General features: G+C 66.8%; 31 protein-coding genes and 1 pseudogene. 15 read left to right on the forward strand and 17 right to left on the reverse strand.

Annotated elements, in window-relative coordinates; translation table 11 throughout:
* The 4 genes and pseudogenes from Q8M82_RS04980 to Q8M82_RS04995 all read left to right on the forward strand — a co-directional run.
* Window positions 1-141: pseudogene (locus Q8M82_RS04980) on the forward strand (IS5/IS1182 family transposase); the annotation flags it as partial.
* A 35-nt stretch (window positions 142-176) separates the two neighbouring features.
* Entirely contained in the window at window positions 177-674 is a 498-nt protein-coding gene (locus Q8M82_RS04985; RefSeq protein WP_305690274.1) for a MaoC family dehydratase, read from the forward strand.
* Window positions 675-678: 4 nt separating this feature from the next.
* Complete coding sequence (locus Q8M82_RS04990) at window positions 679-1,557, forward strand: HpcH/HpaI aldolase/citrate lyase family protein (protein ID WP_305690275.1); 879 nt, start codon at window positions 679-681, stop codon at window positions 1,555-1,557.
* Between the two features lie 19 nt (window positions 1,558-1,576).
* Window positions 1,577-1,783, forward strand: coding sequence for a heavy-metal-associated domain-containing protein (locus Q8M82_RS04995; protein ID WP_305690276.1), 207 nt, complete (start codon window positions 1,577-1,579; stop codon window positions 1,781-1,783).
* Window positions 1,784-1,907: 124 nt separating this feature from the next.
* Here Q8M82_RS04995 and Q8M82_RS05000 read toward each other — a convergent pair whose 3' ends face one another.
* On the reverse strand, window positions 1,908-2,513 hold the full coding sequence (locus tag Q8M82_RS05000) for a flavin reductase family protein (protein WP_305690277.1): 606 nt from the start codon (window positions 2,511-2,513) through the stop codon (window positions 1,908-1,910).
* A gap of 4 nt (window positions 2,514-2,517) precedes the next feature.
* A complete protein-coding gene (locus Q8M82_RS05005) occupies window positions 2,518-3,087 on the reverse strand; it encodes a nitroreductase family protein (protein ID WP_305690278.1) in 570 nt (189 codons plus the stop codon).
* Window positions 3,088-3,191: 104 nt separating this feature from the next.
* On the opposite strand from Q8M82_RS05005, the gene Q8M82_RS05010 reads away from it, so the two are divergent.
* Complete coding sequence (locus tag Q8M82_RS05010; RefSeq protein WP_305690279.1) at window positions 3,192-4,142, forward strand: hypothetical protein; 951 nt, start codon at window positions 3,192-3,194, stop codon at window positions 4,140-4,142.
* Window positions 4,143-4,168: 26 nt separating this feature from the next.
* Here Q8M82_RS05010 and Q8M82_RS05015 read toward each other — a convergent pair whose 3' ends face one another.
* The 5 genes from Q8M82_RS05015 to thrS form a co-directional block, all read right to left on the reverse strand.
* Window positions 4,169-5,011: an SGNH/GDSL hydrolase family protein gene (locus Q8M82_RS05015; protein ID WP_465248070.1), complete on the reverse strand. Its 843-nt coding sequence runs from the start codon at window positions 5,009-5,011 to the stop codon at window positions 4,169-4,171.
* A complete protein-coding gene (locus Q8M82_RS05020) occupies window positions 4,933-6,141 on the reverse strand; it encodes an OpgC family protein (RefSeq protein WP_305690281.1) in 1,209 nt (402 codons plus the stop codon). The genes Q8M82_RS05015 and Q8M82_RS05020 overlap by 79 nt, the downstream gene beginning before the upstream one ends.
* A 220-nt stretch (window positions 6,142-6,361) precedes the next feature.
* Window positions 6,362-6,994 (reverse strand): GDYXXLXY domain-containing protein, encoded by a 633-nt coding sequence (locus tag Q8M82_RS05025; RefSeq protein ID WP_305690282.1) that lies wholly within the window; start codon window positions 6,992-6,994, stop codon window positions 6,362-6,364.
* Entirely contained in the window at window positions 6,991-8,280 is a 1,290-nt protein-coding gene (locus tag Q8M82_RS05030; protein ID WP_305690283.1) for a DUF2157 domain-containing protein, read from the reverse strand. The genes Q8M82_RS05025 and Q8M82_RS05030 overlap by 4 nt, the downstream gene beginning before the upstream one ends.
* 196 nt (window positions 8,281-8,476) lie before the next feature.
* Entirely contained in the window at window positions 8,477-10,486 is a 2,010-nt protein-coding gene (thrS, locus tag Q8M82_RS05035; RefSeq protein WP_305690284.1) for a threonine--tRNA ligase, read from the reverse strand.
* Between the two features lie 275 nt (window positions 10,487-10,761).
* Here thrS and Q8M82_RS05040 point away from each other — a divergent pair, with 275 nt between their 5' ends.
* The gene (locus Q8M82_RS05040) at window positions 10,762-10,998 is read left to right on the forward strand and encodes a cysteine rich repeat-containing protein (RefSeq protein WP_305690285.1); all 237 of its coding nucleotides are present in this window, start codon (window positions 10,762-10,764) and stop codon (window positions 10,996-10,998) included.
* Here the strand turns inward: Q8M82_RS05040 and yidD are convergent.
* Window positions 10,982-11,347 carry a membrane protein insertion efficiency factor YidD gene (gene yidD / locus Q8M82_RS05045; RefSeq protein WP_371126236.1) on the reverse strand — a complete coding sequence of 122 codons (366 nt, stop codon included), beginning with the start codon at window positions 11,345-11,347 and terminating at the stop codon, window positions 10,982-10,984. The genes Q8M82_RS05040 and yidD overlap by 17 nt on opposite strands.
* A 34-nt stretch (window positions 11,348-11,381) precedes the next feature.
* On the opposite strand from yidD, the gene Q8M82_RS05050 reads away from it, so the two are divergent.
* Complete coding sequence (locus tag Q8M82_RS05050) at window positions 11,382-12,128, forward strand: phosphatase PAP2 family protein (RefSeq protein WP_305690287.1); 747 nt, start codon at window positions 11,382-11,384, stop codon at window positions 12,126-12,128.
* 16 nt (window positions 12,129-12,144) lie between these two features.
* Here Q8M82_RS05050 and Q8M82_RS05055 read toward each other — a convergent pair whose 3' ends face one another.
* The gene (locus tag Q8M82_RS05055; RefSeq protein WP_305690288.1) at window positions 12,145-12,594 is read right to left on the reverse strand and encodes an iron-sulfur cluster assembly scaffold protein; all 450 of its coding nucleotides are present in this window, start codon (window positions 12,592-12,594) and stop codon (window positions 12,145-12,147) included.
* A gap of 185 nt (window positions 12,595-12,779) precedes the next feature.
* On the opposite strand from Q8M82_RS05055, the gene folE reads away from it, so the two are divergent.
* From folE to Q8M82_RS05070, 3 genes are all read left to right on the forward strand, one after another.
* Window positions 12,780-13,421: a GTP cyclohydrolase I FolE gene (gene folE, locus Q8M82_RS05060; RefSeq protein WP_305690289.1), complete on the forward strand. Its 642-nt coding sequence runs from the start codon at window positions 12,780-12,782 to the stop codon at window positions 13,419-13,421.
* Window positions 13,422-13,510: 89 nt separating this feature from the next.
* Window positions 13,511-13,915 (forward strand): phosphoribosyl-AMP cyclohydrolase, encoded by a 405-nt coding sequence (gene hisI / locus Q8M82_RS05065; RefSeq protein ID WP_305690290.1) that lies wholly within the window; start codon window positions 13,511-13,513, stop codon window positions 13,913-13,915.
* Window positions 13,916-14,010: 95 nt separating this feature from the next.
* Window positions 14,011-14,982 (forward strand): patatin-like phospholipase family protein, encoded by a 972-nt coding sequence (locus Q8M82_RS05070; RefSeq protein ID WP_305690291.1) that lies wholly within the window; start codon window positions 14,011-14,013, stop codon window positions 14,980-14,982.
* Between the two features lie 12 nt (window positions 14,983-14,994).
* On the opposite strand, the gene Q8M82_RS05075 is transcribed toward Q8M82_RS05070, so the two are convergent.
* Entirely contained in the window at window positions 14,995-15,426 is a 432-nt protein-coding gene (locus Q8M82_RS05075; RefSeq protein WP_305690292.1) for a CBS domain-containing protein, read from the reverse strand.
* Window positions 15,427-15,588: 162 nt separating this feature from the next.
* Entirely contained in the window at window positions 15,589-16,410 is an 822-nt protein-coding gene (locus tag Q8M82_RS05080; RefSeq protein WP_305690293.1) for a rhomboid family intramembrane serine protease, read from the reverse strand.
* A gap of 410 nt (window positions 16,411-16,820) precedes the next feature.
* Between Q8M82_RS05080 and Q8M82_RS05085 the strand changes: the two genes are divergently transcribed.
* From Q8M82_RS05085 to Q8M82_RS05100, 4 genes are all read left to right on the forward strand, one after another.
* Entirely contained in the window at window positions 16,821-17,393 is a 573-nt protein-coding gene (locus Q8M82_RS05085; RefSeq protein WP_305690294.1) for a PAS domain-containing protein, read from the forward strand.
* Between the two features lie 62 nt (window positions 17,394-17,455).
* Window positions 17,456-18,070 (forward strand): PilZ domain-containing protein, encoded by a 615-nt coding sequence (locus tag Q8M82_RS05090; protein ID WP_305690295.1) that lies wholly within the window; start codon window positions 17,456-17,458, stop codon window positions 18,068-18,070.
* Between the two features lie 83 nt (window positions 18,071-18,153).
* Window positions 18,154-18,906: an HAD hydrolase-like protein gene (locus tag Q8M82_RS05095; RefSeq protein WP_371126237.1), complete on the forward strand. Its 753-nt coding sequence runs from the start codon at window positions 18,154-18,156 to the stop codon at window positions 18,904-18,906.
* Between the two features lie 175 nt (window positions 18,907-19,081).
* Window positions 19,082-19,711: a transglutaminase-like cysteine peptidase gene (locus Q8M82_RS05100; protein ID WP_305690296.1), complete on the forward strand. Its 630-nt coding sequence runs from the start codon at window positions 19,082-19,084 to the stop codon at window positions 19,709-19,711.
* Window positions 19,712-19,878: 167 nt separating this feature from the next.
* On the opposite strand, the gene Q8M82_RS05105 is transcribed toward Q8M82_RS05100, so the two are convergent.
* Entirely contained in the window at window positions 19,879-20,409 is a 531-nt protein-coding gene (locus tag Q8M82_RS05105) for a gamma carbonic anhydrase family protein (protein WP_305690297.1), read from the reverse strand.
* A 59-nt stretch (window positions 20,410-20,468) separates the two neighbouring features.
* A complete protein-coding gene (locus Q8M82_RS05110) occupies window positions 20,469-20,795 on the reverse strand; it encodes a DUF6949 family protein (RefSeq protein WP_305690298.1) in 327 nt (108 codons plus the stop codon).
* 171 nt (window positions 20,796-20,966) lie between these two features.
* Between Q8M82_RS05110 and Q8M82_RS05115 the strand changes: the two genes are divergently transcribed.
* Window positions 20,967-21,737 carry a hypothetical protein gene (locus Q8M82_RS05115; protein ID WP_305690299.1) on the forward strand — a complete coding sequence of 257 codons (771 nt, stop codon included), beginning with the start codon at window positions 20,967-20,969 and terminating at the stop codon, window positions 21,735-21,737.
* Between the two features lie 139 nt (window positions 21,738-21,876).
* On the opposite strand, the gene Q8M82_RS05120 is transcribed toward Q8M82_RS05115, so the two are convergent.
* The 4 genes from Q8M82_RS05120 to Q8M82_RS05135 all read right to left on the reverse strand — a co-directional run bounded on the left by Q8M82_RS05120 (window position 21,877) and on the right by Q8M82_RS05135 (window position 25,950).
* Window positions 21,877-22,089, reverse strand: coding sequence for a DUF3126 family protein (locus tag Q8M82_RS05120; protein WP_054141925.1), 213 nt, complete (start codon window positions 22,087-22,089; stop codon window positions 21,877-21,879).
* A gap of 224 nt (window positions 22,090-22,313) precedes the next feature.
* Window positions 22,314-23,033, reverse strand: a complete 720-nt coding sequence (locus Q8M82_RS05125; protein ID WP_305690300.1) for a Crp/Fnr family transcriptional regulator — start codon at window positions 23,031-23,033, stop codon at window positions 22,314-22,316.
* A gap of 1,049 nt (window positions 23,034-24,082) precedes the next feature.
* Window positions 24,083-24,595 (reverse strand): hypothetical protein, encoded by a 513-nt coding sequence (locus tag Q8M82_RS05130; protein WP_305690301.1) that lies wholly within the window; start codon window positions 24,593-24,595, stop codon window positions 24,083-24,085.
* Window positions 24,574-25,950 carry an HD domain-containing protein gene (locus Q8M82_RS05135; protein ID WP_305690302.1) on the reverse strand — a complete coding sequence of 459 codons (1,377 nt, stop codon included), beginning with the start codon at window positions 25,948-25,950 and terminating at the stop codon, window positions 24,574-24,576. Before Q8M82_RS05135 ends, Q8M82_RS05130 begins: the two co-directional genes overlap by 22 nt.
* Window positions 25,951-25,995: the final 45 nt, after the last annotated feature.

Below are 25,995 nucleotides of genomic sequence, written 5' to 3' on the forward strand. Positions count from 1 at the left end.
GCCGTCGAGCGCTTCTTCAACAAACTCAAACACTTCAGGGCCGTCGCCACCCGCTACGACAAGCGAGACGACAACTTCCTCGCCTCAGTCCAACTCGCTTCAATCCGAATCTGGCTGCGAAGTTATGAGTCGGTCACCTAGAGTGCCGGAATCGATCGGGGCATGGAGACGCCAGGATGCCAGAGCTGAAGCGCCATAAGCGCGGCGGAATCTATTTCGAGGATTTCGAGGTCGGCGCCGTCATCGAGCACGGCCTGACGCGCACCGTCACCCAGATGGACAACATGCTGTTCTCCAACATGACGCTGAACCCGCAACCGCTTCACATCGATGCGCATTTCTGCGCGACCGAGACGGAATGGGGCCAGCCGCTGATGAACTCGCTGTTCACGCTTGGTCTGATGATCGGCATTTCCGTGAACGACACCACGGTGGGCACCACCATCGGCAATCTCGGCATGACCGACGTCACCTTCCCGGCCCCGCTCTTCGAGGGCGACACGATCAACGTCACGACCGAGATCGTGGCCAAGCGCGAATCGCGCTCGCGGCCGGATGCCGGCATCGTCGAGTTTCACCACCGCGCCTACAAGCAGGACGGCACGCTGGTCGCCCAGTGCCGCCGCCAGGCCTTCATGCGCCGGCACCCCGCCCCCGTCGCTGTGGACGTCTGACCCGATGCGCTCGCTCCTCTTCGTTCCCGGCGACAGTCCCCGCAAGCAGCAGAAGGGCCTCGCCAGCGGTGCGGATGCCCTGATCCTCGATCTCGAGGATTCGGTCGCGCTCGACGCCAAGGCTCAGGCGCGGGAGATCACCCGCGCCTTTCTCGCCGAGGCGCGCGCCGTGCAGCGCCGTCCCCGCCTGATCGTCAGGGTCAATGCGCTGACCACCGGACTGACCGAGGCCGATCTCGATGCCGTCATGCCGGGCGCGCCTGATGCGATCATGCTGCCGAAATCCGAGAGCGGCAGCGATGCCGGCCATCTCGCTGCCAAGATCGCGGTGCGCGAGGCCGAGTGCGACCTGCCCGACGGCGGCACGCGGATCATCCCGATCGCGACCGAGACGGGAAAAGGTATCTTCGGGCTCGGCAGCTATGCCGGCGCCACCCACCGGCTCGAAGCCCTGACCTGGGGCGCGGAGGACCTCTCGGCCGATCTCGGCGCCGAGACCAACCGCCTGCCGGACGGCCACTACACCGATCCCTACCGGCTCGCCCGCTCGCTGACGCTGTTTGCGGCGGCCTCCGCCCAAGTCGACGCGATCGACACCGTCTTCACCGCCTTCCGCGACGCCAAGGGCTTCCGGGCCGAATGCCTGGCGGCGCGGCGCGACGGGTTCACGGGCAAGATGGCGATCCACCCCGATCAGGTCGCGACGATTAACGAGGTCTTCTCGCCCTCGCCGGAGGCTCTTGCCCGGGCCCAGGCGATCATCGCACTGTTCGAGGCCAATCCGGGTCTCGGCGTGATCGGGCTCGATGGCGAAATGCTCGATCGTCCCCATCTGATCAGGGCGCAGCGCCTCGTCGCGCGTGCTCGCAAATGGGATGAATGAACCGCTGGAGGCGATTCGGATGACTCAGGTTTTCGAAGTTTCGGGCATGCACTGCGGCGGCTGCCTGTCGCGCGTCCAGACGGCGGCCGACAAGCTCGCGCCGGGCACCACGGTAACGCTGGAACCACCGCGGCTGACCCTGCCGCAGAACGCGACGCTCGACGCCACCGCGATCAACGCGGCGCTGGCCCCGCTCGGCGACTATCGCGTGAAGCCGGCAGGCTGATTGGGCCTCACGCCAGCCCGACACGTCATTACGAGCGCAGCGAAGTAATCCAGGGGCGGCAATGCTCGACGTCCCCCTGGATTGCTTCGCTGCGCTCGTAATGACGGTAAACGTATCGCCCCCCTCAGCCGCCCGGCGGGCGCTGGATCGAGAACAGGTGGTCGACCTCGGCATAGTCGGCATAGCCGCAGCGCGCGACGGGATGCGCCGCGGCGGTGTCGAAGCGGCCGTCGCGGATAAAGGCGTCGTCCATGAAGATGCCGACGACCTGCCCCAGAACCATCCAGCGCTCGACGCTGCGGCCTTCGAGATCGACGAGCTGCTGCACCGAGAGCAACTTGCATTCGAGCGCCGCCGGGCTGCCGGCCACGCGCGGCGGCTTCACGAAGCGCGACGGCGCCATCTCCAGCCCGGCATGACCATATTCGCTGGTGCCGCGCGCCAGCGGCGCCGAGGTCAGGTTCATCGCGCCGACCAGCGCCTTCGTCACCATCGAGCAGGTGAACTCGCCCGTCTCCTCGATGAAGGCGATCGCGTCCTTCTTGCCCTCGGACGAGAACATCACGATATGCGGCCGCGTCGAGACGGCGTTGAAATAGCTGTAGGGCGAGAGGTTGACCTCGCCCTTGGCGCTCAGCGCCGTGATCCAACCGATCGGGCGCGGCGTCACGATCGCCTTGAACGGGTCGTGCGGCAGGCCGTGATCCTGCGCGGCGGGCGAATAGATCATGGGCTCAGGCTCCGTAATGGCTGACGATGTCGGCCAGCACGGGCCGCTCGCGATCGGCCGGCACCGACGACGCCGTGCCGAGATGGATGAAGCCGGCGATGCGCTCCTCGGCTTCGAGCCCGAAGGCGGTCAGAACGCTGCGGTCGAAGGAGAACCAGTTCGTCAGCCAGCAGCCGGCAAATCCCATCGCCTGCGCCGCGACCAGCATCGTCATGCAGACGGCGCCGGCCGTCAGCTCCTGCTCCCATTGCGGGATTTTCACATGGGGCGCGGCGCGGGACACGACCGCCACGATGACGGGCGCGTATAGCAGTCGCTTGCGCTCGAAGGCGACCTGATCCTCGGCAGCCTCGGGAGTGCGGTTGCGGAAGGCCTGCGCCACCACATCGGCCGCAGCCTCGCGCGCCGCCCCGGAAAAGACGATGAAGCGCCAGGGCACCAGCTTGCCGTGATCCGGCACACGGGACGCGATGGTCAGCAATTCGTCGAGCTGGGCGCTGTCGGGGCCGGGTGCAGCGAGGAATTGCGGCGGCACCGATCGGCGCAGCTTGAGCAGGGAGAGCGTATCGGTCATGAAGCATCCGGATGCGAGGAACCCGACCAGACCTAGTCACTCGCCATGATCGCGACAAGCGAACCTGCTGAGACATGGGCGCAAGGGTACCGAGGGCTGGGATCATGTTTGAATTCGAGGGTTTCGAGAGACGACGGCTGGCGATCGGCCTGCTCGCGGTCGCGCTGACGCTGCCGTTCGGCGCCGCACGCGCGCAGGCCCCTGCGACACCCGCTCCTCTGCCCATCCCGGCTCCCGCGCCGACACCGACCATCGGCGGGACGGTCGACCCGATGCCCGTCCAGCCCGGCCCGGCTCCGTCGGCCCGCCAGGCCGCCCTGCGGGTTGCCGCCCAGTTCGCCGGCGATCGCAAGCCGATCCGCTCCGGGCTGGTCTGGCGCGTTCTGAGCGAGTCGGCGGACGGCTCGCCGCCACGCATCGTCGCGCGCTCGTCCGAGCCCGAGCCCGCCTTCACCCTCGATCCCGGCACCTATCTGCTGCACGCGGCCTATGGCTTCGCCAGCGGCACCAAGCGGGTCACGCTCGGCCCGCTGGGGCTGCGCGAACAGGTCGCGATCAGCGCCGGCGGCCTGTCGCTCGCGGGCTCGATCGGTGACGCGCCGATTCCCCCCGCCCAGCTCGGCTTCCAGATCTTCGTGCCGCTCCAGGGCAATTCGGAGGGGCGCCTCGTCACCAATGCTCGCGGCGGCGAACTCATCCGGCTGCCGGAGGGCACCTATCACATCGTTTCGACTTACGGTGATTCCAACGCGATCCAGCGGGCCGACGTGAAGGTCGAATCCGGCAAGATCACCGACGCCACGCTGCATCACCGCGCGGCCCGCGTAACGCTGAAACTCGTCGCGGCGGCAGGCGGTGAGGCCTTCGCCGGCACCGCCTTCAGCGTGCTGACGCCGGGCGGCGACGTCATCCGCGAGGCGATCGGCGCCTTTCCGCAAGTGATCCTGGCCGAGGGCGATTATGTCCTGATCGCGCGCCAGGAAGGCCAGGTCTTTTCGCGGGACTTCAAGGTCGAATCCGGCCTCGATCGCGATATCGAGGTCCTGGCGCGCTGAGGGTCGGGCGCGCCGACCCGGCTCTGTCAGTGGCTGGCGCCGCGAACACCCGGCTCGCCGCTCCCCGAACTCGTCAGCGCGCTTGCGATGCCGTCGGCGATGCGGATCGCCAGGCAGCGATAGCCGGCTTCGACCAGCTCCGTTCCGCGCATGCCGATCAATTCCTCGGGCGTGAAGCGCCGCGACAGCGCCCACTCCTTCATCACGCCATAGCGCGGAAACACCGGGACGCCATATTCCTTCGCGGTCACCTTGAGGAGCGTGCGGTACGACTCGTAGTGAGGATAGCGGCCCTCGCGCGGAAGCCAGAGCAGATCCATCATGATCATGTCGATCCCGGCGCCCTGGACCTTGCGGATGCCCTTGCGCAGAATCTTGGCGAGCTTCTCTTCCCCGATGTCGCTCACCGCCTCGTTGACGACGGTCTGCCAGATCACGATCGACGGTTTCTGCTCGATCACATCGGTGTCCATGCGCAACACCATGTCATAGGCCGACTGTCCGCCGACGCCCTTGTTGACGACGTTGACGTTAATCTGCGGCAGACGGCGGCGCAGTTCCTCCTGCAGCACGGCCGGATAGCTCTTGTCATCCGATCCCGCGCCGGCGCCGGCCGTCGTCGAGGACCCGATCGCGACGATCGTCAACGCCCCCGTTTCGCGCATCGCGGCTTTGGCGGTCGGAAGCGACGGCTGAAACGGATGACGAGCCGCACCCGCGCGACAGCGCAGATCGGCGGTATCGGCGAGTCCGAGCGGCCCGGCCGAAACGGCGGAGCCACAGGCCAGGGTCAGCGCGGCGAGGGCGAAGCCTGCTGCGCGGAGACCCGCATTTCTCGAGCGCCGGAGAGCGTGATCGATTGATACCACGTCAAGAACATCCCTAGCCCGACCAGCAAGGTAACGCCGGCGAGACTGTAGAGCAACTGGGGCAGCAGCGCGAAGCCGGTCTCCGCCAGAACGATCTGTCCCAGGATCGACAGCACCGTGCCGGCACAGAACACGTCGAGCGCGTGACGGCCGACTGCCGCCAGGCCACGGCCGATCGCTGGGCGCAGCAGCGCGCCGCCCGCCGGAAGCCAACGCATCGCCAGCCATGCGAGGGCGAGCACATGCATCAGCCGGCTCCAGGCCAGGTTGGTCTTGTCGGTCCCGAGCTGCACGGAGTCGAACCAGTCGTTCAGCACGGCGAGACCGAGCGGGTTGCCGGACGAGACCTTGGCGACCAGAGACAACAGGACGTAGCCGAGCGCCACCGCATCGAGCCACCACAGGCGCGGCACCGAAACGCCGCGCTGCACCCCCAACCCCAGCACGACCCCACAGGTGAAGATGACCTGCCAGGCGAACGGATTGAAGAACCAGCCTGCCGCATGCGCGTTCGGCAGGTTGAGGCCGAGCCCGACGGCTCCCTGCCACAGCGCGATCGACGCCACCAGCGTCAGGGCCGGGCTCCGGCGGGCGGCGCAATAGATCAGCGGGAACCCTGCCAGCAGGACGATATAGAGCGGCAGAATGTCGAGATAGGATGGCTGGTAGCGCAGCAGCAGCGCGTCGACCAGAGCCGAGAATGTGTCGCTGAAGAAGGGCTGGATGTTGATCGCTTCAACATAGACGGGATTTTGGGTCCGCGTCACCGCCGCCGCCACGACGCCGCAGACGATGATGAACATCGCGATATGAGCGATGTAGAGCGTCCAGAGCCGCGCGCCGATCCGCAACCCTGCGATGGCCAGCCCGCGCTTCTCCACGATCCCGCCGAAGGCCAGGGTCGCCGACACGCCCGCCAGCAGCACGAACACATCCGCGGCATCGGAGAAGCCGAAATTATGGGGCGTGTATCCCGCCAGCACGTTGCCGGGCATGTGATTGATGAAGATGATCAGGAGGGCGAGCCCCCGGATCACGTCGATCCGCGCATCCCTCTGGACCTCGACGGGACCTTGGCCGGGTCCGCGACCCAGCAGCAGGAAATGCAGGATGGAAAAAGGCGGTGTCACCAGTGGCACCCGGCAAAGGATTGCGACGCGCTTTGTGAACGTCCGATGGCGGACCGGGTTCCCCCGCGGCGGCGCCCGGCATCGATTTCGTTCATGTGGCGTTCATAAAACCGGCGCGGTTAACCGTCACTAAATATCGCATCACAAGCCTGTGTGAGCGATGCAAGCGTGCGTGCGGAAGGGGTCTGCGAGGGCGCCCGCGGGGCCGCGGCGACACGCCTCAATAAGGCGGCTCGGCATAGACCAGTTGGCTGTCGATCAGCAGGCGCTTGATCGCGGCCGCTCCGTCAGCGGACACCGCCGCCACCACCTCGATCCGCGCCTTTGGCGTGGTCTCGATCCGGCGCCCCTCCCCCTGAGGCACGAAATAGCTTTCGAGCCCATAGGCGACGCGCAGACGGCCCGCTCCGGCGCCGCAATCGGCCTGCCCGGCCTCGTTCAGCGCGCAGGCGCCGGTGGACTGGACGCGCCCGGCGATCACCACCTCGCCCTCGCCGACAGCGGGACGCATCGCAGCGACGGCCTTCGCCTGGGCAAAGCCCTCGGCATCGCGCGCCAGCGTCACATAGACCCTGTCGCCGCGCCGCAGGCCTTTCGCCTCGCCGGCAGCGGCGGCGACGGTGCTCATCGGATAGGAGAGCACGACGTAATCTCCGCGGAACAAATCGCGCGGATCGACCGGCACCGTCCGAAGCCGGATCTCGGTGCCGCTGCGCAGGATCGCGGCGCGGCTCTCCACCAGCGCCAGCAGTCCGCCACAGAGCAGCAGCATCGCCGCCAGCATGCGGCCGATGAGCGGAACACGTCTCAGCAGCAGATCTGCGTTCGGCAACTTGGAAGCCGTCGTCTTCATGACGAAGCCTCCCCCGCCGGCCGGGCCAGCTTGGCAAAGAGCCGCCGCGCGCCGCTGGCGAGGCCGAGTAGCACACCGCCCGCCACCAGGAAGAACAGCGACTGGTCGAGCAGCGTGCCGATCGTCTGCCAGAGCAAAATCAGGATCGCGAGGCCGAACATCCCCGAGCCCGCCAGCGTCAGCCGCCTGACCCCGCCGGTCACGCCCGCCACGACGAGTGCGATCGCCGAGGCCAGCACGAGGCTCGCCACCACGACCTTGCCCGGCAGGCCGACCGCAAGCCCGCTCCAGAACACCAGCGGCACGGCGAGGCCGAGCACCAACGACAGCGCCAGCGGCCAGGCGAAACGCCGGTCGCGGGCGAAACCGGCGCAGGCGGCGATTGCAGCCAGCGCCGCGGCATAGGCCGCGTAATTCACCCACAGGGCCCGCCCCGCACGCGAGCCATATGTATCGAGGATGCGGATCAGTTCGAGATCGAGCATCAGCACGAAACCGAACAGACCCCAGGGCAGGCAGCAGCCCAGCAGCGCAGGTCCGCCGCGATCGAGCGCGATGGCCCCCAGCGCGACGAAGGCGGCCGCGACGGCCAGTCCATAGGCGAGCAGCCCGTAATCGAAGCCGCGGGCGATCCAGTCTCCCGGCAGCACCGCCAGCCACAGGCCCAGCGCCAGCACGGCGAGGTGGTGAACCAGCCGGTTGCTCCGGTTCGCGGCCAGCCACAGCGCCGGCAGATAGATCAGGAAGAACGGCAGGTGGAGGGCGCCCTGGCTTTCCTGCCAGCGCCCGCCGCTCCAGGCGCAAAGCGCGACGAAGGCCACCACCAGTGCGCCGTTCGAGCCCATCAGCGCGGCGACGGCGAGCCCGCCGAGCGCCACCATCAGCGCCCCCGCCGGCCAGTCGGCGGGCAGATGGTACATCTGCCCGATCAGCGCGATTCCGGCGGCGAAGATGAGCACGCCGCAGGTCGCCGCGGCGTCGGCCCCGGCGGCGGAACCCTGGCGCTCCAGCCGCGCCGCGATACCGAGCGCCCCGACGACGCCGGCCAGGATCATCGCGAGCTTCAGAAGCCGCGGCATCGCCTCCCAATTGGCGGCGACGAAGGCGGAGACGCTGGCGGCGATCAAAAGCCCACCGAACAGACCCAGCAGCGCCGGCAGGCGAAAGCCGCCTTCGGCCGCAACAGAACGGCGAATGGTGCCGGCAGCTTCCACCGTTACCAGACCCTCCCCGACCCAGCGTGTCAGGTCGGCCTCGAGCCGCTTGCGATAGGACCCCGTCAGCATGGCCGGCAATCTGGCATGGGAGGGTGACGTCTGGCGAGGGGGCGGGTCTCACGAAGCACAAGCCGCGTCATCCCGGACAAGCCGCGAAGCGGCACAGATCCGGGATCCATCGTAGAGCGCAGTGCCTTCCGATGGATCCCGGCGCTCCGCTTCGCTAAGGCCGGGATGACGCGGTGTTTCAGAGGAGAACGGGCTATCAGCCCGCCGCCTTCGCCGCCCGCACCGCCTTCACCCGCTTCAGGTCCGGCGGCGTCGCCTCGTCGGTCATCGCGGCCAGCATGGCGTCGAGGCTCATCACCGTCTGAGCCTGGCTGCCGAGACGGCGCACGGTCACGGTCCGCTCCTCCGCCTCGCGCTTGCCGACGGCGAGGATCACCGGCACTTTCGCCAGCGAGTGCTCGCGGACCTTGTAGGAGATCTTCTCGTTGCGCAGGTCGGCGCGGGCCCGCAGGCCGGCCGAGAGGCAGGCCATGGTCACGTCCTCGGCATAGGCATCCGCCTCGGAGGTGATCGGGCAGACCAGGATCTGCTCGGGCGCCAGCCAGAGCGGGAAGTGGCCGGCGAAGTTCTCGATCAGGATACCGGTGAAGCGCTCGAGCGAGCCGCAGATCGCGCGGTGCACCATGACCGGCTGCTTCTTCTCGCCGTCCGAGCCGATATAGAAGGCGCCGAAACGCTCCGGCAGGTTGAAGTCGACCTGCGTCGTGCCGCACTGCCAGTCGCGGCCGATGGCGTCGCGCAGGACATATTCGAACTTCGGCCCGTAGAAGGCGCCCTCGCCCGGATTGACCTCGGTCTTGATCCGGTTGCCGGACTGCTTCGCGATCGTCTCCAGCACATGGGTCATGACGTCCTCGGCATGGTCCCAGACCGCGTCGGAACCGACACGCTTCTCGGGCCGCGTCGACAGCTTGATGACCAACTCCTCGGTAAAGCCGAAATCCTCATAGACCGAGAGGATCAGGTCGTTGATCGCCAGGCACTCGGCGGCGAGTTGCTCTTCCGTGCAGAAGACATGCGCGTCGTCCTGGGTGAAGCCGCGCACGCGCATCAGCCCGTGCAGCGCGCCCGAGGGCTCGTAGCGATGCACATTGCCGAATTCCGCCAGCCGGATCGGCAGATCGCGGTAGCTCTTCAGCCCGTGCTTGAAGATCTGCACATGGCCGGGGCAGTTCATCGGCTTGAGCGCGAAGACCTTTTGGTCCTTGGTCGCATCGTTCGGATTCTCGAAGGCCGAGGCCGATTTCACCGCGAACATGTTGTCCTGGTACCAGCCCCAGTGGCCCGACGTCTCCCAGAGCGACTTGTCGAGGACCTGCGGCGCGTTGACCTCCTCGTAATCGGCGGCGAGCCGGCGACGCATATAGGTCAGGATCTCCTGGAACAGCCGCCAGCCCTTGGAGTGCCAGAACACGACGCCCGGCCCCTCCTCCTGGAAGTGGAACAGGTTCATCTCGCGCCCGAGCTTGCGGTGGTCGCGCTTCTCCGCCTCCTCGATCTGGTGGAGATGCGCGTCGAGCTCTTCCTGCTTGGCGAAGGCCGTGCCGTAGATCCGGGTCAGCATGGCGTTGTTGCTGTCGCCGCGCCAATAGGCGCCCGCCACCTTCATCAGCTTGAAGGCGGTGCCGACCTTGCCGACCGAGGTCATGTGCGGGCCGCGGCAGAGATCGATCCACTCGCCCTGCTTGTACATCTTTAGGGTCTGGTCTGCGGGAATCGCATCGACGAGCTCGACCTTGTAGGCTTCGCCCTTCGCCGCGAAGAACGCCTTCGCCTGGTCGCGGCTCCACTCTTCCTTGCTGAAGGGCGCGTCCCTGGCGATGATCTCCCGCATCTTCTTCTCGATGACCGGCAGGTCGTCGGGCGTGAAGGGTTCGTTGCGGGCGAAATCATAGAAGAACCCGCCCTCGATCACGGGGCCGATCGTCACCTGCGTGCCGGGCCAGAGCGCCTGCACGGCTTCCGCGAGCACATGCGCGCAGTCATGCCGGATCAGTTCGAGCGCACGCGGATCCTCGCGTGTCAGGAACTCGATCTTCGAATCCGTCGCGATCGGATCGCCGAGATCGACGACCACGCCGTCGATGGCCATGGCCACGGTGCGCTTCAGCAGGGAGGGGGAAATGCCGCCGGCGATCTCCTTTCCGGTGATGCCGGAGGGAAATTCGCGCTTCGCGCCATCGGGAAAGGTCAGGGAGATCGTCATCGATCGTCGCTCCTGCTCACTCGGGGATACGAACCCCGTAAGACAAGGCCGGATACTGGGGATGGCTGGACCAGGGCTGGACCGGCACGGCGCTGTCCGTATCCGGGGGAGGACAGCGCCGGGAGCGCTCGGCCTATACGAGCGCGCCGCGGCAGGCAATCGCGGCGTCGGGCGGAACCTGCCAGTTTGGTCATGTTTTGCTCATCACCCGGCAAGGTCTCGCCGCCATGATGGAGACTGCCCTCATCACACTCGTGCCATCGGGAGCCGCCAGCATGAACCGCCTTTTCGCCTCGGCCTGCGCCGCATCGCTTTTCTTGATCCTCGCCGCGCCGCCGGCCTCCGCACAGGACCGCGCCGCCGCGCTGCGCGATGCCTGCGGCAAGGACATTGCAACCCACTGCCCCGATGTTCAGCCCGGCGGCGGCCGGATCGCGGCCTGCTTCAAGCAGAACGCCGCCAAGCTCTCAGAGGCTTGCCGAACCGCGCTGAAGTCTAGCGCGGCGGACTGACGCCGTCGGGCGGCGCGTTGACCCCGCGCCAGCGGCCATAGGACCAGGGCCGGTACCAGGCGGCATCGGGCGGCAGTTCCTCGCAGACGAGATCGATGCCGCTGGTGCCCAGCGGGGTGCAGCGGCAGATTCGCGCCACGCCGACCCAGCCGCCGCGCCAGAGGCCGAAACGCAGGATCGCCTCGTCGGTATAGGCCGAGCAGCTCGGCCAATGCCGGCAATGGCGCCCGATCAACATCGAAAGACTGAGCTGATAGCCGCGGATCGCCCAGTGGGCGGCCTGCCGCGGCGCCTGCTTGACTGACGCCGCCTGAGCGAAAAGACGTGACAAGCGCTGCTGCGATGCCATTTCATCCGGCTCGTCATCCAAGCCGAGATTCGCCATGCCCCGCCCCGTTTCGCGACCCCGTTTCATCCGTCTGGGCGCCGCCGCGTTGGGGCTCGCTGCGGCCCTTTGCCTGTCGTCGGCACCGGCGGCCGCCCAGCAGCGCGCCAATCTTCTGTGGCTCGAGCCGGGTAAGGTCGACATCGCCTCGCTGATCGGCCTGCCGCCGGCGATGAACTCGCCCGAGCAGAAGCGGGAGTTCGACGAGGTGCTGCAGATCACACTCGCTCGCACGCCCGAGCGCGAGAAGGCGGCGATCGCCGACCAGTACCAGACGCTCGCCCGCTTCCTCGAAGGGGCGGACATCCCCTTCGCCGGCAACGAGCACCGCGAGGTCCGCCTGCTTTATCGCGAGGCGCAGATCGAGATGGGCATCGTGCTGCTCGGCGTCCGCCGCCTGACCAACCGGCAGAGGCCCTTCACGGTCTGGAACAAGGTGCGGGTCAAGCCCTGCCCCGGCGGACGCCCGGAAGGGACGTCCTTCCCCGCCGGCCATGCCGCGACCGCAGCGCTCTACGCCGAACTCCTCAGTGTCGCTGCGCCGGAAATGGCCGCTCGATTCGAGGAGCGGGTCAAGGACTATGGCGAGAGCCGTCTCGTCTGCGGCTTTCATTATCGCAGCGACCTCGCGGCGGGGGACAAGGCCGGCCGCGCCGTCGCCCAGGCGCTGCTCGCCGACCGCGCCTTCAGGGCCCGCTTCGACGAGACCCGCGCCGAGACCCGGCTGGCGCTCGGCCTGAAGTGAGCCGGCGCGCCGCCGCTCACGCGACCGCGGCGGCCTGGCGCCGCTGCTCGATCTGGCCGATCGCCTCCACCACCGCGTCGAAGGTCAACATCGTCGAGGCATGGCGCGCCTTGTAGTCGCGCACCGGCACCAGCACCGAGAGATCCGCCCACTTGCCCTCGGGCGGCTCGGCCTGGTCCTTCAGGATGGCGCGGGCCTGCTCGCGTACGCGGCGCAGTTCCTCGGCCGTCGACCCGACCACATGCCGCGCCATGATCGACGACGAGGCCTGCCCCAGCGCGCAGGCCTTGACGTCGTGGCCGAACGCAGTGACGACGTCGCCCTCCATGGACAGGTCGACGGTCACGGTCGAGCCGCAGAGGCGCGAATGTGCCTTGGCGGTCGCGTCCGGCTGCGGGAGCCGGTCCAGCAGCGGGATGTTTGCCGCGAGTTCGAGGATGCGCTTGTTGTAGACGTCGCTCAACATATCGTGCTCTCCACCGGCTCTGGAGTGACCGGCGCCCGGCGTCAATATAGGATGCTTGCTCCCCCGGCGGGAGAGCATCCGCGGTCGCGCCCCGCCCCAGCGAAAAAAAGCGCGTCGTCGTGCCGGCCGCGTGGTCCAACCGGGATCGCGCGACGTAACGGAATTACCATAACGGGAGGCACCACATGAACCCTGTGGTTAAGTCCTTGTCGGTCGAGCGGGCTCTGGGGCCCTCCGCGGACAAGTTTCTGATCAAGCAGCCGACGCAGGAGCAGGCGGAGGAGGCGGTCCGGACCCTTCTTCTCTGGGCCGGGGACGACCCGTCGCGCGAAGGCCTGCAGGACACGCCGAGGCGCGTCGCCAAGGCCTACAAGGAATTCTACAAGGGTTACCAGGAGGATGCGGCCGAGATCCTCGACCGGGTCTTCGAGGAGGTCGAGGGCTATCGCGACATGGTCCTCGTCCGCGACATTCCGTTCTACTCGCATTGCGAGCACCATATGGTGCCCTTCGTCGGCAAGGCCCATATCGGCTACTACCCGGCCAAGGGCGTTGTCGGCCTGTCCAAGCTCGCCCGCGTCGTCGATGTCTATGCGCGCCGGCTGCAGACGCAGGAAACTATGACGGCCCAGATCGCCGACGTCATCGACCGCGTGCTCGCACCGCGCGGCGTCGCCGTCCTGATCGAAGCCGAGCATATGTGCATGTCGATGCGCGGCGTGCAGAAGCAGGGCTCCTCGACCATGACGACGCGCTACACCGGCCTCTTCAACGAACCGGCCGAGCAGGTGCGCTTCTTCACCATGGTGAAGTCGCCGGGCCTCTGACCGGGGCTCTTTGCGATTGGCCCGCGCCGCGGGCGCCTCTACAAGGGCGCATCCTTCTGGATGCGCCCTCATTCGTTCCGGAGCCCGGCATGCCGCCCTTCCCCGCCGCCCCCGACAAGCAGGCCCTCGAGGAGGGCACGACCTTTGCCCCACGCTTCGACGCCAGCGGGCTCGTGACCTGCGTCACCACCGATGCCGACACCGGCGAAGTGCTGATGGTGGCGCATATGAATGCACAGGCGCTGGCCCGCTCGATCGAGACCGGCGAGGCCTGGTACTGGTCGCGCTCCCGCGGCGAGCTCTGGCACAAGGGCGCGACCTCCGGCCAGGTCCAGACCATCGTCGAGATGCGGGTCGATTGCGACCAGGACGCGCTCTGGCTGAAGGTGCGGGTCGCCGGCGATGGCGGCTGCTGCCACACCGGGCGCCGCTCCTGCTTCTACCGCGTGCAGCCGCTGCGCGAGGCGACTGGCGCCCCGCTGCGCTTCGTCTGACGCCGGGATGGCGCCGCCGTCACGCGGCGGACACGAAGCACTGGCAGGCGAATTGCCTCACCGTCGCCAGGGCGAGCGTGGCAGGGATCCGACCCATGAACGATGCCGGCATGTCGAAGGTCAACGGGAACGGCCGGCCCAAGATCGGCCTCGCGCTCGGGGGCGGCGCCGCGCGCGGCTGGGCCCATATCGGCGTGCTGCAGGTTCTGACCGAGGCGGGGCTGCAGCCGGACGTGATCGCCGGCACCTCGATCGGCGCCGTCGTCGGCGGCTGCTTCGCCGCCGGCAAGCTCTCCGAACTCACCGATTTCGCCACCAGCCTGACCAAGCGCCGCGTCGTCGGCCTGATGGACTTCCACATCGGCGGTGCCGGATTGATCGGCGGCGGGCGGCTCAGGCGCCTCCTGGAGCGTGACCTCGCCGGGCTGCGAATCGAGGACCTGTCGACGCGCTTCGTCGCGATCGCGACCGAACTCGGCACCGGCCACGAAATCTGGCTGACGCAGGGCGCACTGGTCGATGCGCTCGGCGCCTCCTATGCCCTTCCGGGCGTGTTCGATCCGGTGAAGCTCGGCGGCCGCTGGCTGATGGACGGGGCGCTGGTCAATCCCGTCCCGGTCACGGCCGCCCGCGCGCTCGGCGCCGACATCGTGATCTGCGTCAATCTGAACAGCGACCTCGCCGGCCGGGGCACGATCATCCAGCAGCACAGCGCCGATCCCGATCCGGAGATCGTTCCCGAGCTCGACGTCCGGCCGACCTCGCGCTGGCTCGGCGGCATCACCGGCGCCGCCCGTCGGGTGCGTGGGCTCGTCGGCCGCCAGAGCGAGACGCGGCCGGGGCTCGCCGGTGTGATGATTGACGCCTTCAACATCACGCAGGACCGGATCTCGCGATCGCGCCTGGCGGGCGATCCGCCCGATGTGATGGTCGGCCCCAAGCTCGGCCGCACAGGCCTGTTCGATTTCCACCGCGCGCAGGAGACGATCGAACTCGGCCGCCAAGCCACGCTGCGCTGCCTCGACGACATCGAGACGGCCATCGCCGGCAGCCGACTCTCCCTCTGAAGCGCGGTCGTCTCAGGCCATGGCGATATAGTCGCGCATCGCCCGGCTCTCGGCCTCGATCGCCGCGACGCGGTGTTTGACGACGTCGCCGATCGAGACGAGGCCGACGACGCGACCGGCCTCCACCACCGGCACATGCCGGAAGCGGCCAGACGTCATGATTTCCATCAGCTCGTCGACGCTGGTCTGGGCCCGGCAGGTCACGACCTTGGCCGTCATCACCCGGGAGACCGGGCTGTCCAGCGCGGCAGCGCCGCTCTCCCCGAGTGCGCGGATGATGTCGCGCTCGGAGAGGATGCCCACCAGCGCCCCGTCCGCGCCCATCACCACGACGGCACCGATCCGCTTCTCGCTCAGTGTCTTCACCGCCTCGCCCAGCGTGCGATGCGGCTGGACCGAGATGACCTCGCGTCCCTTGTCCCCCAGAAGCTGCTCGACATTCATGGCGTCGTCCTCCTTGCGGTGGCGCCGTTAGCCGGCGCGCGAACTCGTCCTGTTCCCACCATCGGGGCCGGACGAGACCGCCCGGCGCGACCGCGGAAACGAGGCTAAGGCGAAGAGTGTGGGCGAAGACGCAGGCGCAAGCAAGGCGACCGCGGGGCAGCCTCAGCGCCGCGTCGCGCCCCGGTCGAACAAGGGAAACAGCAAGAGTCCCACGAGGAATCCGCCGATATGCGCCTCCCAGGCGATGCTCGTCTCCTCGCCCAGGATCGGCACCAGCCCCGCCCCGAACAGGATGTTCGTGGCGAACCAGATCACGATGAAGAGCACGGCGCGCGAATTGCGCCAGAGTTCGCCCAGCGGTTCGGCGGGAATCGCCCGCACCACCGTATCGTCGGCGAGCGAGCCGAAGCGCAGGCCCGGCGCGAAGACGAAGCGGATCGCCGCCGCCGTCGCACCTGACACCGCCGCCGAGGCGCCGACCAGCGGCAGCACGTCGAGATCGCGCGCGAACCAGTGCAGCAGCGCGCCGCCGATCGTCGACAGGCCCATCAGGCTGAGGAAGCGACCGCTCCCGAGCCGGCGCGCCACAGGGCTGCCGAAGGCCGCGAGCCAGATGACATTGGTGATGAGATGCACCCAGGAGCCGTGCAGCAGGCCGTAGGTCAGCAGGGTCCAGAGCCGCGGCCCGCCATCGGCCAGCAGCAGCCGCACCAGTTGCAGCCGGTCGGCCACATTCTGCCCCGCCGCGGAACCCGCCACCGCGGAGACCATCTCTTCGAGGCGATCGGGCGCGAGCCAGAGGCTCAGCCTCGCCGGAACGAAGGCGAACCAGGACAAAAGGACGTAGTCGTCATAGGCCGACAGCAGCTCCCGCCCGCCCTGGATCAGGGCGAGGAGTGCGGTCAGCCAGACGATGACGGCCGGGAGATTGAGGATCGGCTCGCGCTGGACGGGAGCGGGATGGCCGGGAGCAGGATGGGACATGTGCGCCAACCCTTGCCGAAGCCGCCTCCGCTGGCAAGCGAGCGCGCAGGGCGGCGATGAAAAAAGGGGAGCGGCCTTGCGCCGCCCCCCTCGCCCCGGCCGATCGGGCGCGAGCCAGCCGGCTCGACGCCACGTTCACATCCCCGCCGGCCCCTCCGTCTGCGGGGCTGAAGCCGCCCCACAAAAACAGACAATTTGATAATCATTTTAGTGGGTTATCCACAATCGAAAGGTCTTGTTAACCCTAACGCACCGTTTACCCGAACAGCCAACGGCCGGCATGGCAAGACGGCATGGCGCCTGCGTCCTTCGCCGATCGAAGGGCCGATTCGTCCCGCCTCCTGACGGTTCTGCGCCAACGCGGGACGGCGGGTCGGCAGTGGCGGCGGCCGGCAGCACTGGATACCGGAATGAAGAATTCAAGCACGCGCCTCGTCTTCGAGTACTGGGACGCTCTCCGTGGAGAGCGTTCGGCACCCGAGCGCGGCGAGATCGAGCCGGGCGCCCTGCGTCATGCACTGGCCGACACCTTCGTCCTGGAGAATGAACCGATCGGACCTGTCTTCAGGCTTGCGGGCACGCGGCTCTGTGCGCTGCTCGGCCACGAGCTTCGCGGTCGCGCCTTCACCGCGCTCTGGTCCGACGTCGAGTCGCAGGCCGAGATGCGCCGCCTCGCCCAGACCGTGATGGACGAGACGGCCGGCGCGGTGGCGGGCCTGACCGGCGAAACCCGCACAGGCGCGCCGGTCTATCTCGAACTGCTGCTGCTGCCGCTGCGCTACCGCGGCCGCACCCATGCCCGCATGCTGGGCTCCCTGTCGGCTGCCGCAACCCCGGAATGGCTCGGCCTCGACACCATCGAGTCGATGCGGATGATCTCGCTGCGCATGCTCTGGCCCGGCCTCGCACCGCGCCAGCCGACCCCCGTTCCGGCACGCGGGCGGCCACCGAAATTCATGGTCCTGCCGGGCGGACGCGCCTGACGAACACACCATGCGTTAACCAGATGGCTTATAGGATCGGCCCGAAAGCAGGCTGACCCTTGATGTTGAGCGCCCTACAACCGCCCCGGACGGCTGCACGCACTGCCGAGCGCAGGCGCCATCATCGCATGAAGGTCGTCCTTCTGGGCCGCTACATGCTGCCCAACCGCATGGAATACCCCTGCCAGTCGATCGATATCTCGCCCGGCGGCGTGCACCTGGCCGCTCCGGCCCGGGCCAACCCGGGCGATCGCGTCATCGTCTATCTCGAACATCTCGGCCGCATCGAGGGCACCTGTGTCCGCACCACGATGGAGGGCTTCGCGATGACGATCACCGCGACCAGCCGCAAGCGCGAGAAATTCACCGCCCAGCTGACCTGGCTCGCCAATCGCGAGGAACTCGGCCTGCCCGAGGATCGCCGCCACGAGCGCATCGTGCCGCGCAACCCGCGCGCTGTCGTGGCGCTCGAGGACGGCACGGAACATGTCGTGCGCCTGATCGACATCTCGCTCTCGGGCTCCGCCTTCACCAGCGATCTCGACCTGCCGATGAACACGCCGCTGCGCATCGGCTCGACGCCCGCGAAGATCGTGCGTCGATTCGACGGCGGCTATGCCGCGGAATTCCGCTTCCCCCTCTCGGCCGACCTCCTCGACGAAAACCTCGAGCTCTGACGCAAGACGACCGCGCCGCCGCTGCCGACGCCGCCTTCGGCACGAACCCTGCTTGCGCCGGCCAACCGCAGCCGCCATAGCCTGTGGGTTCTGCAACGCTGCGCCGGCCGGGCATGCCCTACAAGCTGATCATCTTCGACTTCGACGGAACGCTGGCGGACACCTTCCCCTGGTTCACGGGCGTGTTGAACGATGTCGCGGCGCGCTACCGCTTCCGCCGCGTCGAGCTGCACGAGGTCGAGCGGCTGCGCGGCCTCAGCGCCCGCCAGCTCGTCGTTCATCTCGGCATCCCCGCCTGGAAGCTGCCCTTCATCGCCCGCCACATGCGCCGTCTCGCCACGGATGACGGCGAGCCCGCGCCGCTCTTTCCCGGCAGCGAGGCGATGCTGCGCGACCTGCGCCAGGCTGGCCTCGTGCTGGCCATCGTCAGTTCCAACACCGAGCGCAACATCCGCCGCGCGCTGGGCCCGGAGACGGCCGCGCTGTTCAGCCACTATGCCTGCGGCGCCGGCCTCTTCGGCAAGGCGGGCAAATTCCGCCAGATCGCCAGACGTGCGGGCGTCGAGCACAGGCATTGCCTCTGCATCGGCGACGAGATCCGCGACTTCGAGGCGGCGTCCGATGCCGGGATGGACTTCGGCGCCGTCACCTGGGGCTTCACCAGCCGCCCCGCCCTGCAGGCCCTCGATCCGGCTTTCCTGTTCACGCGCATCGACGAGATCGAGGCGCGACGGCTGGTCGACGCCGGTCTGCCCGAGCAGCCCGAAGGTGCCGGCCGCCGCAAGGCCCCCCTGCCACGCATGGTTAAGCAGACCCTACCCGAGGCTGATCGATAGTTAACAGCCGCTGAATTGATCCTGCCGATTTGCTGACGACTGCTTTCTTGGCGATTTAGACTAAGATTCATTGCCGGGAGACATCGGCGAATTCACTAGAATTGTTCGCTTTCATTTCAAGTCAAATCCATGAGCCGACGGCATCGTCCTCCCCAGGGACCAGAAAGGGGACGACATGCCTTCGAAGACCACGACCACTCTCGGCGTTGCTTTTGCCTGCCTGCTCATGACCGGCCTCGCATCGGGCGCGTCTGCCCAGACGGCGGGCGTGCCGGTCGCCAGCCTGCCGGCGGCGGCGTCCGGCGATGCCCGGGCTCCTTATGCCTGGAACGATCTCTGCCGCCGCACCCCTGCGGAATGCCGGGTCGACCTCCGCGAGCCCGAGATCGTCGAGATGACGCCGAAGCTCTGGAAGACGATCGTGGCGGTGAACACCCGGGTCAACCGCGAGATCGAAGCCGTCACCGACGAGGACCATTGGGGCGTCGTCGACCGCTGGGACCTGCCCACGGACGGCAAGGGAGACTGCGAGGATTTCGCGCTGCTGAAGCGCAAGCGCCTGGCCGAAGCCGGCGTCCCGCGCCGCGCCATGGTGATGACCGTGGTGATCGACGAGGAGAATGCGGGCCATGCCGTGATGATGATCCGCACCGACCGCGGCGACTTCATCCTCGACAACAAGCGCAACGCCGTCCTGCCCTGGAGCCAGACCGGCTACGTCTACGTCAAGCGCGAGTCGCAGATGCGGACCGGCTGGACCTCTCTCGGCGGCGCGCAGACCTCCACGGTCGCCTCGGTCCGCTGAGATTCTGTCGCGCCGGGACGAGCGCGACGGCTGAACACGGACCGGGTCCCGGTCCGTCTGGACGGCGAGACTTGGTCACGTCCCCACCCACCCGTCCCCAAGGCCGGGTTTCGCCAAGGGCCGGCTCCTTCCCCGGGGGCCGGCCCGCTTCGTTTCCGCAAGATCGTTCAGTCGAGCCGCACGAGCCCCGCTGCGAACTGCTTCCAGCGGGCGGCATAGCCCCGCGCCGAGGCGGCGATGCCCGCCGCTGCGGCCTCGTCCAGCGTACGGATCGCCTTCGCCGGCGCCCCGACGATCAGCGAATTGTCCGGGAACTCCTTGCCCTCGGTGACCAGGGCATTGGCCCCGACCAGGCTGTTGCGGCCGATCTTGGCCCCGTTCAGCACCGTCGCGCCCATGCCGACCAGGCTGTTCTCGCCGATCAGGCAGCCATGCAGGATGGCGCGATGGCCGATCGTGCAGTTGTCTCCGACGACGAGCGGAAAGCCCATGTCGGTGTGCAGCACGCAGCCTTCCTGGATGTTGCTGCCGGCCCGGATCTCGATCCATTCATTGTCGCCGCGCAGCACGGCGCCGAACCAGATGCCGACATCGACGCCGAGCCTGACACGGCCGATCACATGGGCGTCGGGCGCCAGCCACCATTGCCCGTCGCCGGGTGTCTCGGGCGATTGTCCGTCGAGGGCATAGAGAGGCATGGCCGGTCGTCCTTTCGCGCGGTGACGCGCTCAGAAGTGGCCGCCGGCCGCTGGCGCCGTCAAGAGGCGAGCGCGTTGAGCAGATCGAGAACGACGCGGCCGGACAGGATGCTCCAGACCGACGCGATCATGCTGGCGATCATCACGAAGACGATGGGGCGGCCCTCGATACGGCGGCCGCGCACCGTATTGCGCAGGATCAGGAAGGGCGCGCTGAACACCACCACCGGGACGCTCGCGACTGCGACCAGCCCGCCGGCCTGCAACAGCCGGAAATCGGCCCGCTGGGCGGTGAAGAGCTCGAAGGCCGAGGCGAGCAGCCCCGCGAAGGCGAAGCCGATCACCAGCGCCTTCAGCACTTCGATGGCGGCGGGTTCGATCGTCAAGGAAGTCTGCTCCGGCGGTCTCGACGCCGGGACAGTGCCGCATGGTTTACAAACTGTGAAGGAAAGCCTGAAGTAGTGGTTAACGCTGCGGCGTGCCTCGCCGGCCGCCATGGTTTACGCGGCGTTAACGGCCGGATGCTTGACTGGCACGACAGCCAGACGGAATTGGACGTGACCGCCTATCATCCCCAGGATCCCGCCGTCGATCGCGCGCAGCCGGCGCACCACGCTCTGGCGGCCGCCGCGCTCGCAGAGGCGGTACGCACGCGGCTGAAACGCCCGCCCCCGCCGCTGCCGCGCGCCGATGGCGCTCTGCTGAAGGCAGCCGTCGCCATCATGCTGTGCGGCGCGGGCGCGACGGGGCTCGCGCTCTATCTCGGCCATCGCGAGGTCCCGCTCGAGCCGGTGATCTCGCCAGCCCGGATCGGTGCAGTCTCGCTGATGGTGCCGCAGGATCTCACCGGCACGGAAGCCGACGATTCCAGCCGCCTCGTCGGCATGGTCCGCCTCAGGCTCGACTGGCCGAGCCTCGGCCCGGCCCAGACCGGCCCCGGCGCGCTGCAGAACCGCCAGCGCCTCCTCGTCACGCTGAGCCCGCCAGACAAGGTCAACGAGCCGCAGACGCAGCTTTCGGTCTATGCCCGCTTCCTGACGCCGACCGTCTGGTCGAACCCCGGCGGGCTGGTCGTGCGGGGCTTTCGCAAGGGCTCGCCCTATGAAGGCGACGAACTCTATGTCTCGGTGCCCGACGGGCGCGGTTTCGCCGCCCGCTGCCCGATCGAGGCCGCCCGCACCGGGACCCACGATCTCGACGAGCCCTGCCGCGTCACCTTCCGGCATCGCGGCCTGGACGTGAACCTCCGCTTCCCCCGCGCCATCATCGCCGACTGGGAGCTGATGCTCGGCGGCGTCCGCCGCACCATCGACGGCCTGATCCGCTGACGGTCACACGCAACGCCGGGATTTCGCCAGGACGAGCCGGCTGGCGTGGCCGGCGAGAACCGTAAGCGCAGCGGACATCTGTCGGTGAGCACCGGAAGCGCAGGCGGTCGCGTCGGACGGCCGCCCTCGCGAAATCCCGTCAATCCTCGAGGTCGACGTCCAGGATCGCCATGGTGAAGTTGAACGAGCGGTCGCCATCCTCGTCGTCGACATGGATGATGCCGATGAACTCGTCGGCGAGATAGACCTCGGCCGAATCGTTCTTCTTCATCCGCGCGCGCACGCTGATGCCGTGATTGTTGAAGGTGCGCCGCAGATAGCCCTCGAGCTTGGCGAGTTCGGTCTTGTCCATGGGACGGATCCTTTCAAAGTGGCCGGACGGATGCCATGGCCGGCGGGTGAGGGCAAGCCGGCAAGCCGCTTCATCCCCTTCTGCCGCAAGGGCCCGGCGGCCGCGACGCGGCTCGTGCCGCCATGCCGAAGGCCGATCGCCGGTCGGGAACAGGCTGGAGGCGGTTCAGGGCCCGTGCCGCGCAACCCCCTCTCTGCCAGCCGCCGAAAGAAGCGGCGACAGGGTCAGCGCGGCAGCTTGATGAGGTTGAGATAGGTCCCGTCGAACTGGGCCGTCCGGACCAGCTCGGCCCAGTCGTGGATGACGACCTCGTGGCTCTCCCAGTCGACCAGTCCGCGCGCGCGCAGTTCGCGCATCGACCGGTTGATGTGGACGGGCGACATGCCCAGGCAATCCGCGAGCTGGGCCTGGCTCAAGCCGAACTCGAACCGGTCGCCGGAGGCCTGCCCCACCATCCTCATGCGGAGATAGATCTCGCACAGCACATGGCTGAGGCGAGCCAGCGCGTCGCTGCGGCCCAGGGCAGCGATCCAGGCGCGCTGGATCGACCCGTCCACGACGGTGCCGAGCCAGAGCAGCCGCGCCAGATGGGGCGAGGCTTCGGTGATCCGCTTGATCTCGCCATGGGGGATGAAGGCTGCCTTGCACCGGGTCAGCGTGACGACGGAATGGTCGATCTGCTTGAGGATGAAGGATGGGGCGTCGACGATTTCGCCGGCGAAATGCAGGGCGCTGATCTGCCGCGTGCCGTCGGCCTTCGACAATTCGCGGCCGGCGATGCCTTCCACCAGGAGGCAGCTTTCCTTCGGCCAGCTCTGGGCCTGAACCAGTTCATGGCCCTTGTCATAGGACCGGACATGCAGCGGCAGGGAGCGCAGGAGCTGGACGTCCAGCTCCGTCAGATCGTCGCGCGCCGACAGATGTTGGATCATCGGTTCGATCATGAGCCTGCTCCCGATCACGATGTTCGGTGGGACTCCGCGTTTGCGAGCGAAAGCGAGGGTTATCATCGATCCCTGATGGCTGCGAGAGGTCCGGGAAACCGGAGCACCCACGCTGGCGCGGGCGAGCCATGCGCGCCGCGCCCGAGCGCCAACGGTCCACGGCACAGCCCTCCTCCCTGTGGGCAAGGGGGGCGCGCGGCGTGGGTCATGCACCCAGCCGACATCTCCGCCGGCGCTTCCACGCAGGCGTCGTGAGTGAGGGGCAGCGGAGCGCCGCGAGGCGCGTAGCCTGAAATCCGCATCCGTTGAGCCAGGATGCGGCGCGGATGGATTGAGCCACCATCCGCACGCCCCGTGGCGCTCCGCTTGTCGGCGTTTTTCGTCTCCGGGCCGCGCTTATCGGGTCGAAGGCCATCCTCCGCCGCGAGCCCTAGACGCCAGTTCCCCTCATCGGGTTGTCGCGCCGTCCGGCATGGGACGAAGGCGTGATGCCAGCCACCTTTCCAGCGAGCTCCTCGCACAGGGGCCGTAGTACCCCCAGGGCGGTGCCCCGAAGCCTCCCGAGTCCAGCTTGCAAGGCTGGCCGCAGGCGCCGCACCCATCCCCACCATGGCTGTGCCTTCCGGATGGCTGCCCCTCGGGTATGAGGTGGGGCGATTATGAGAAGGGTTTGGATTGCGGGGATAAGTTTGTGCGGAGGTGTTGCGCCACTTGCTGACGGTTGCTGCCAAGTCAGCAGCGATACGCTGCTGCGCGTGGTCCGTCAGAGTGCGTGTTGACAAGTCGCACATCGCGTCATTCTGCGCGGACGCATTGACGAATGCGCTAGCGGCCGCGGTGCGGCTTTGGCTGGTCGTCGTAGCGATGCACGTGCCGCGGGGCATGCGCGGCGGCGTCGTCCTGGAATGGTATCAGCCCGCCTGGGAGGCTGCAGCGGCGTTGGCGCCAGCCGCCACGCAGATCGCCGCAGCGCGCTGATTGATGAGCGAGTTGTAACCGACAAGGCCTCCGGAGAGGCCAAGGCGACGAGATGAGGCAGAAAGCCGGGGTCAAGCTAACGCGGGCAGCGGCGTGGGCGTCTGAATGCTGGCAAGTGTGCGCAAGAGCACCTTTGCACGGTCTATCCTACCGTTGACAGCCTTCTCCGGCTTGCGGCGGGCGGTCTCCTCCCACGGATTGCCATAACCTTCCCGAGAGAGAAAAACAGCCGTTGCCGCCAATTCAAGCTCTACCGCATCAGCACTAGCGGCTGCGCGCGCCAATTCCTGCCGGGCTCCCACATGCGGGACAGCCGGGGCAGCAGAGACATATGTTGAATACGAACCTCCCCAGGAGGTCGGCTGCTCGAACTCATTGAACAATCCGAGCAAAGCACCAAGTTGGGCTGAAGAAGCCAAGTCCTCGCTAAACGGACCGTAATGCTTGTAGCTGAAAGACAAATCGGTTTCTAAACCGGCGACGGTCAGCAGATAGGCAATTTTCTGCAGCCTGGTACGGCCGACGACACGCCCTCCAGCGTCTGCAATTATTGCCGCAACCTTCAGTGGGTCATTGACCGGCATGCAGCTACCTCCGAGTCTATAATTTGGGTGATCGCCGAGCGCGCTTCAGAATCGGACTCGTTGTAATAAGCGCGAAATAGCCGAAAATCGGCCAAGCCTGCTACCACCCGGGAGCGCATTTTTAGATCCACAAGCTGGCCGCCTTCAGTCCGAACATTAATCCGCTCCGCGGGCCCTTTAGAGCCCTCTCCCACCTTGTATGGCGAGCGTGCTGCCTCGTCCAAAATGACACGAGGAGAATCGCCGCCCTTATCGTTAATCCATTCACTTAATTTCTTATTAACATTTGCGCAACATGTTTCAATACTCATTATATACTGAGAATCACCAGTGCTATCAGGGTCAAATTCATGCACAATCCTGCTTCGAACGTCGATGCATTTGTAAAGCTTGCGATCTCTCAACCGTGTTGCGAGCTCACTAATCATGGCGTCACTCGCTTCAGCCATTAAGGACAGCGCACCCCAAACGACAGAATCATCAAGACAAAGAGCGCTTTCTAGACTTTCAGCATTGAGGGCGAAGCGGATGAGAGGATGCCCGACCGGCAGGCCGGTGGCATGAACTATGCCCCCACGCGCCAAGTTGACCATGCGCACGAGCAGTTCGGTGAAAATTTTTTCTGCCCCTCTGGTAGCTTTATGAAAATATACCGTCGGGTAAAGCTGAAACAAACCAAGGACGTAGGCCTCAGCCGCGTGAATAGCTTTAGGCCCGATCACGAATGTTTCGATTGAACCAAGCGGAGCATCATCCAAACCGATTGGAACCGAAGCAATTTCTAGGTTCGCCATCAGCCATGCGAAATCTATTGCCGCATGCTGAGTGCCGCTCATAAGCCGATCTCGACGCATGTAGTCAAGCCGATCTGCATCAAACTGACTAGAGACGACCGCATTATGAACGGTTTTTCTGCCTTCTTTCTTCACCATATCAGCAACATCGATAGCAAACGCACTGCTTATTTCGTTCAGAATCTCGGCAACTTCTCCATTCCTAATAAGAAGATCGCTAACATGCTCATGATCGGCGAGTTTTAAACCTAACCTCTCACCAACTTTCTCAAATGCGTGACTGAAGGGACCATGGCCGAGATCATGAATAAGAGCAGCTGACAAAGCCATTTTCTCGCGACTGACTTCCCTATCTCCCTTTATTCTATGAACCACATCGAGTAGCTGACGAGCCGTGTGAAAAACGCCGATGCTGTGCGCGAAGCGCGAATGACTGGCACCTGGATAGACCAAATCAGAAAATCCGAGCTGCTTTACACGACGAAGACGTTGAAAAGGTCGCGTTTCAAGAACCCGCCAGAGCACGTTCTCTACTTCGAGATCAAGATCGAACGTGATCAAGTCGTGTAGTGGGTCGCGGATGCGCTATTTGACCATGGGGCGATG

It is taken from the genome of Allobosea sp. (genome assembly GCF_030694325.1).
Taxonomy (GTDB): domain Bacteria; phylum Pseudomonadota; class Alphaproteobacteria; order Rhizobiales; family Beijerinckiaceae; genus Allobosea.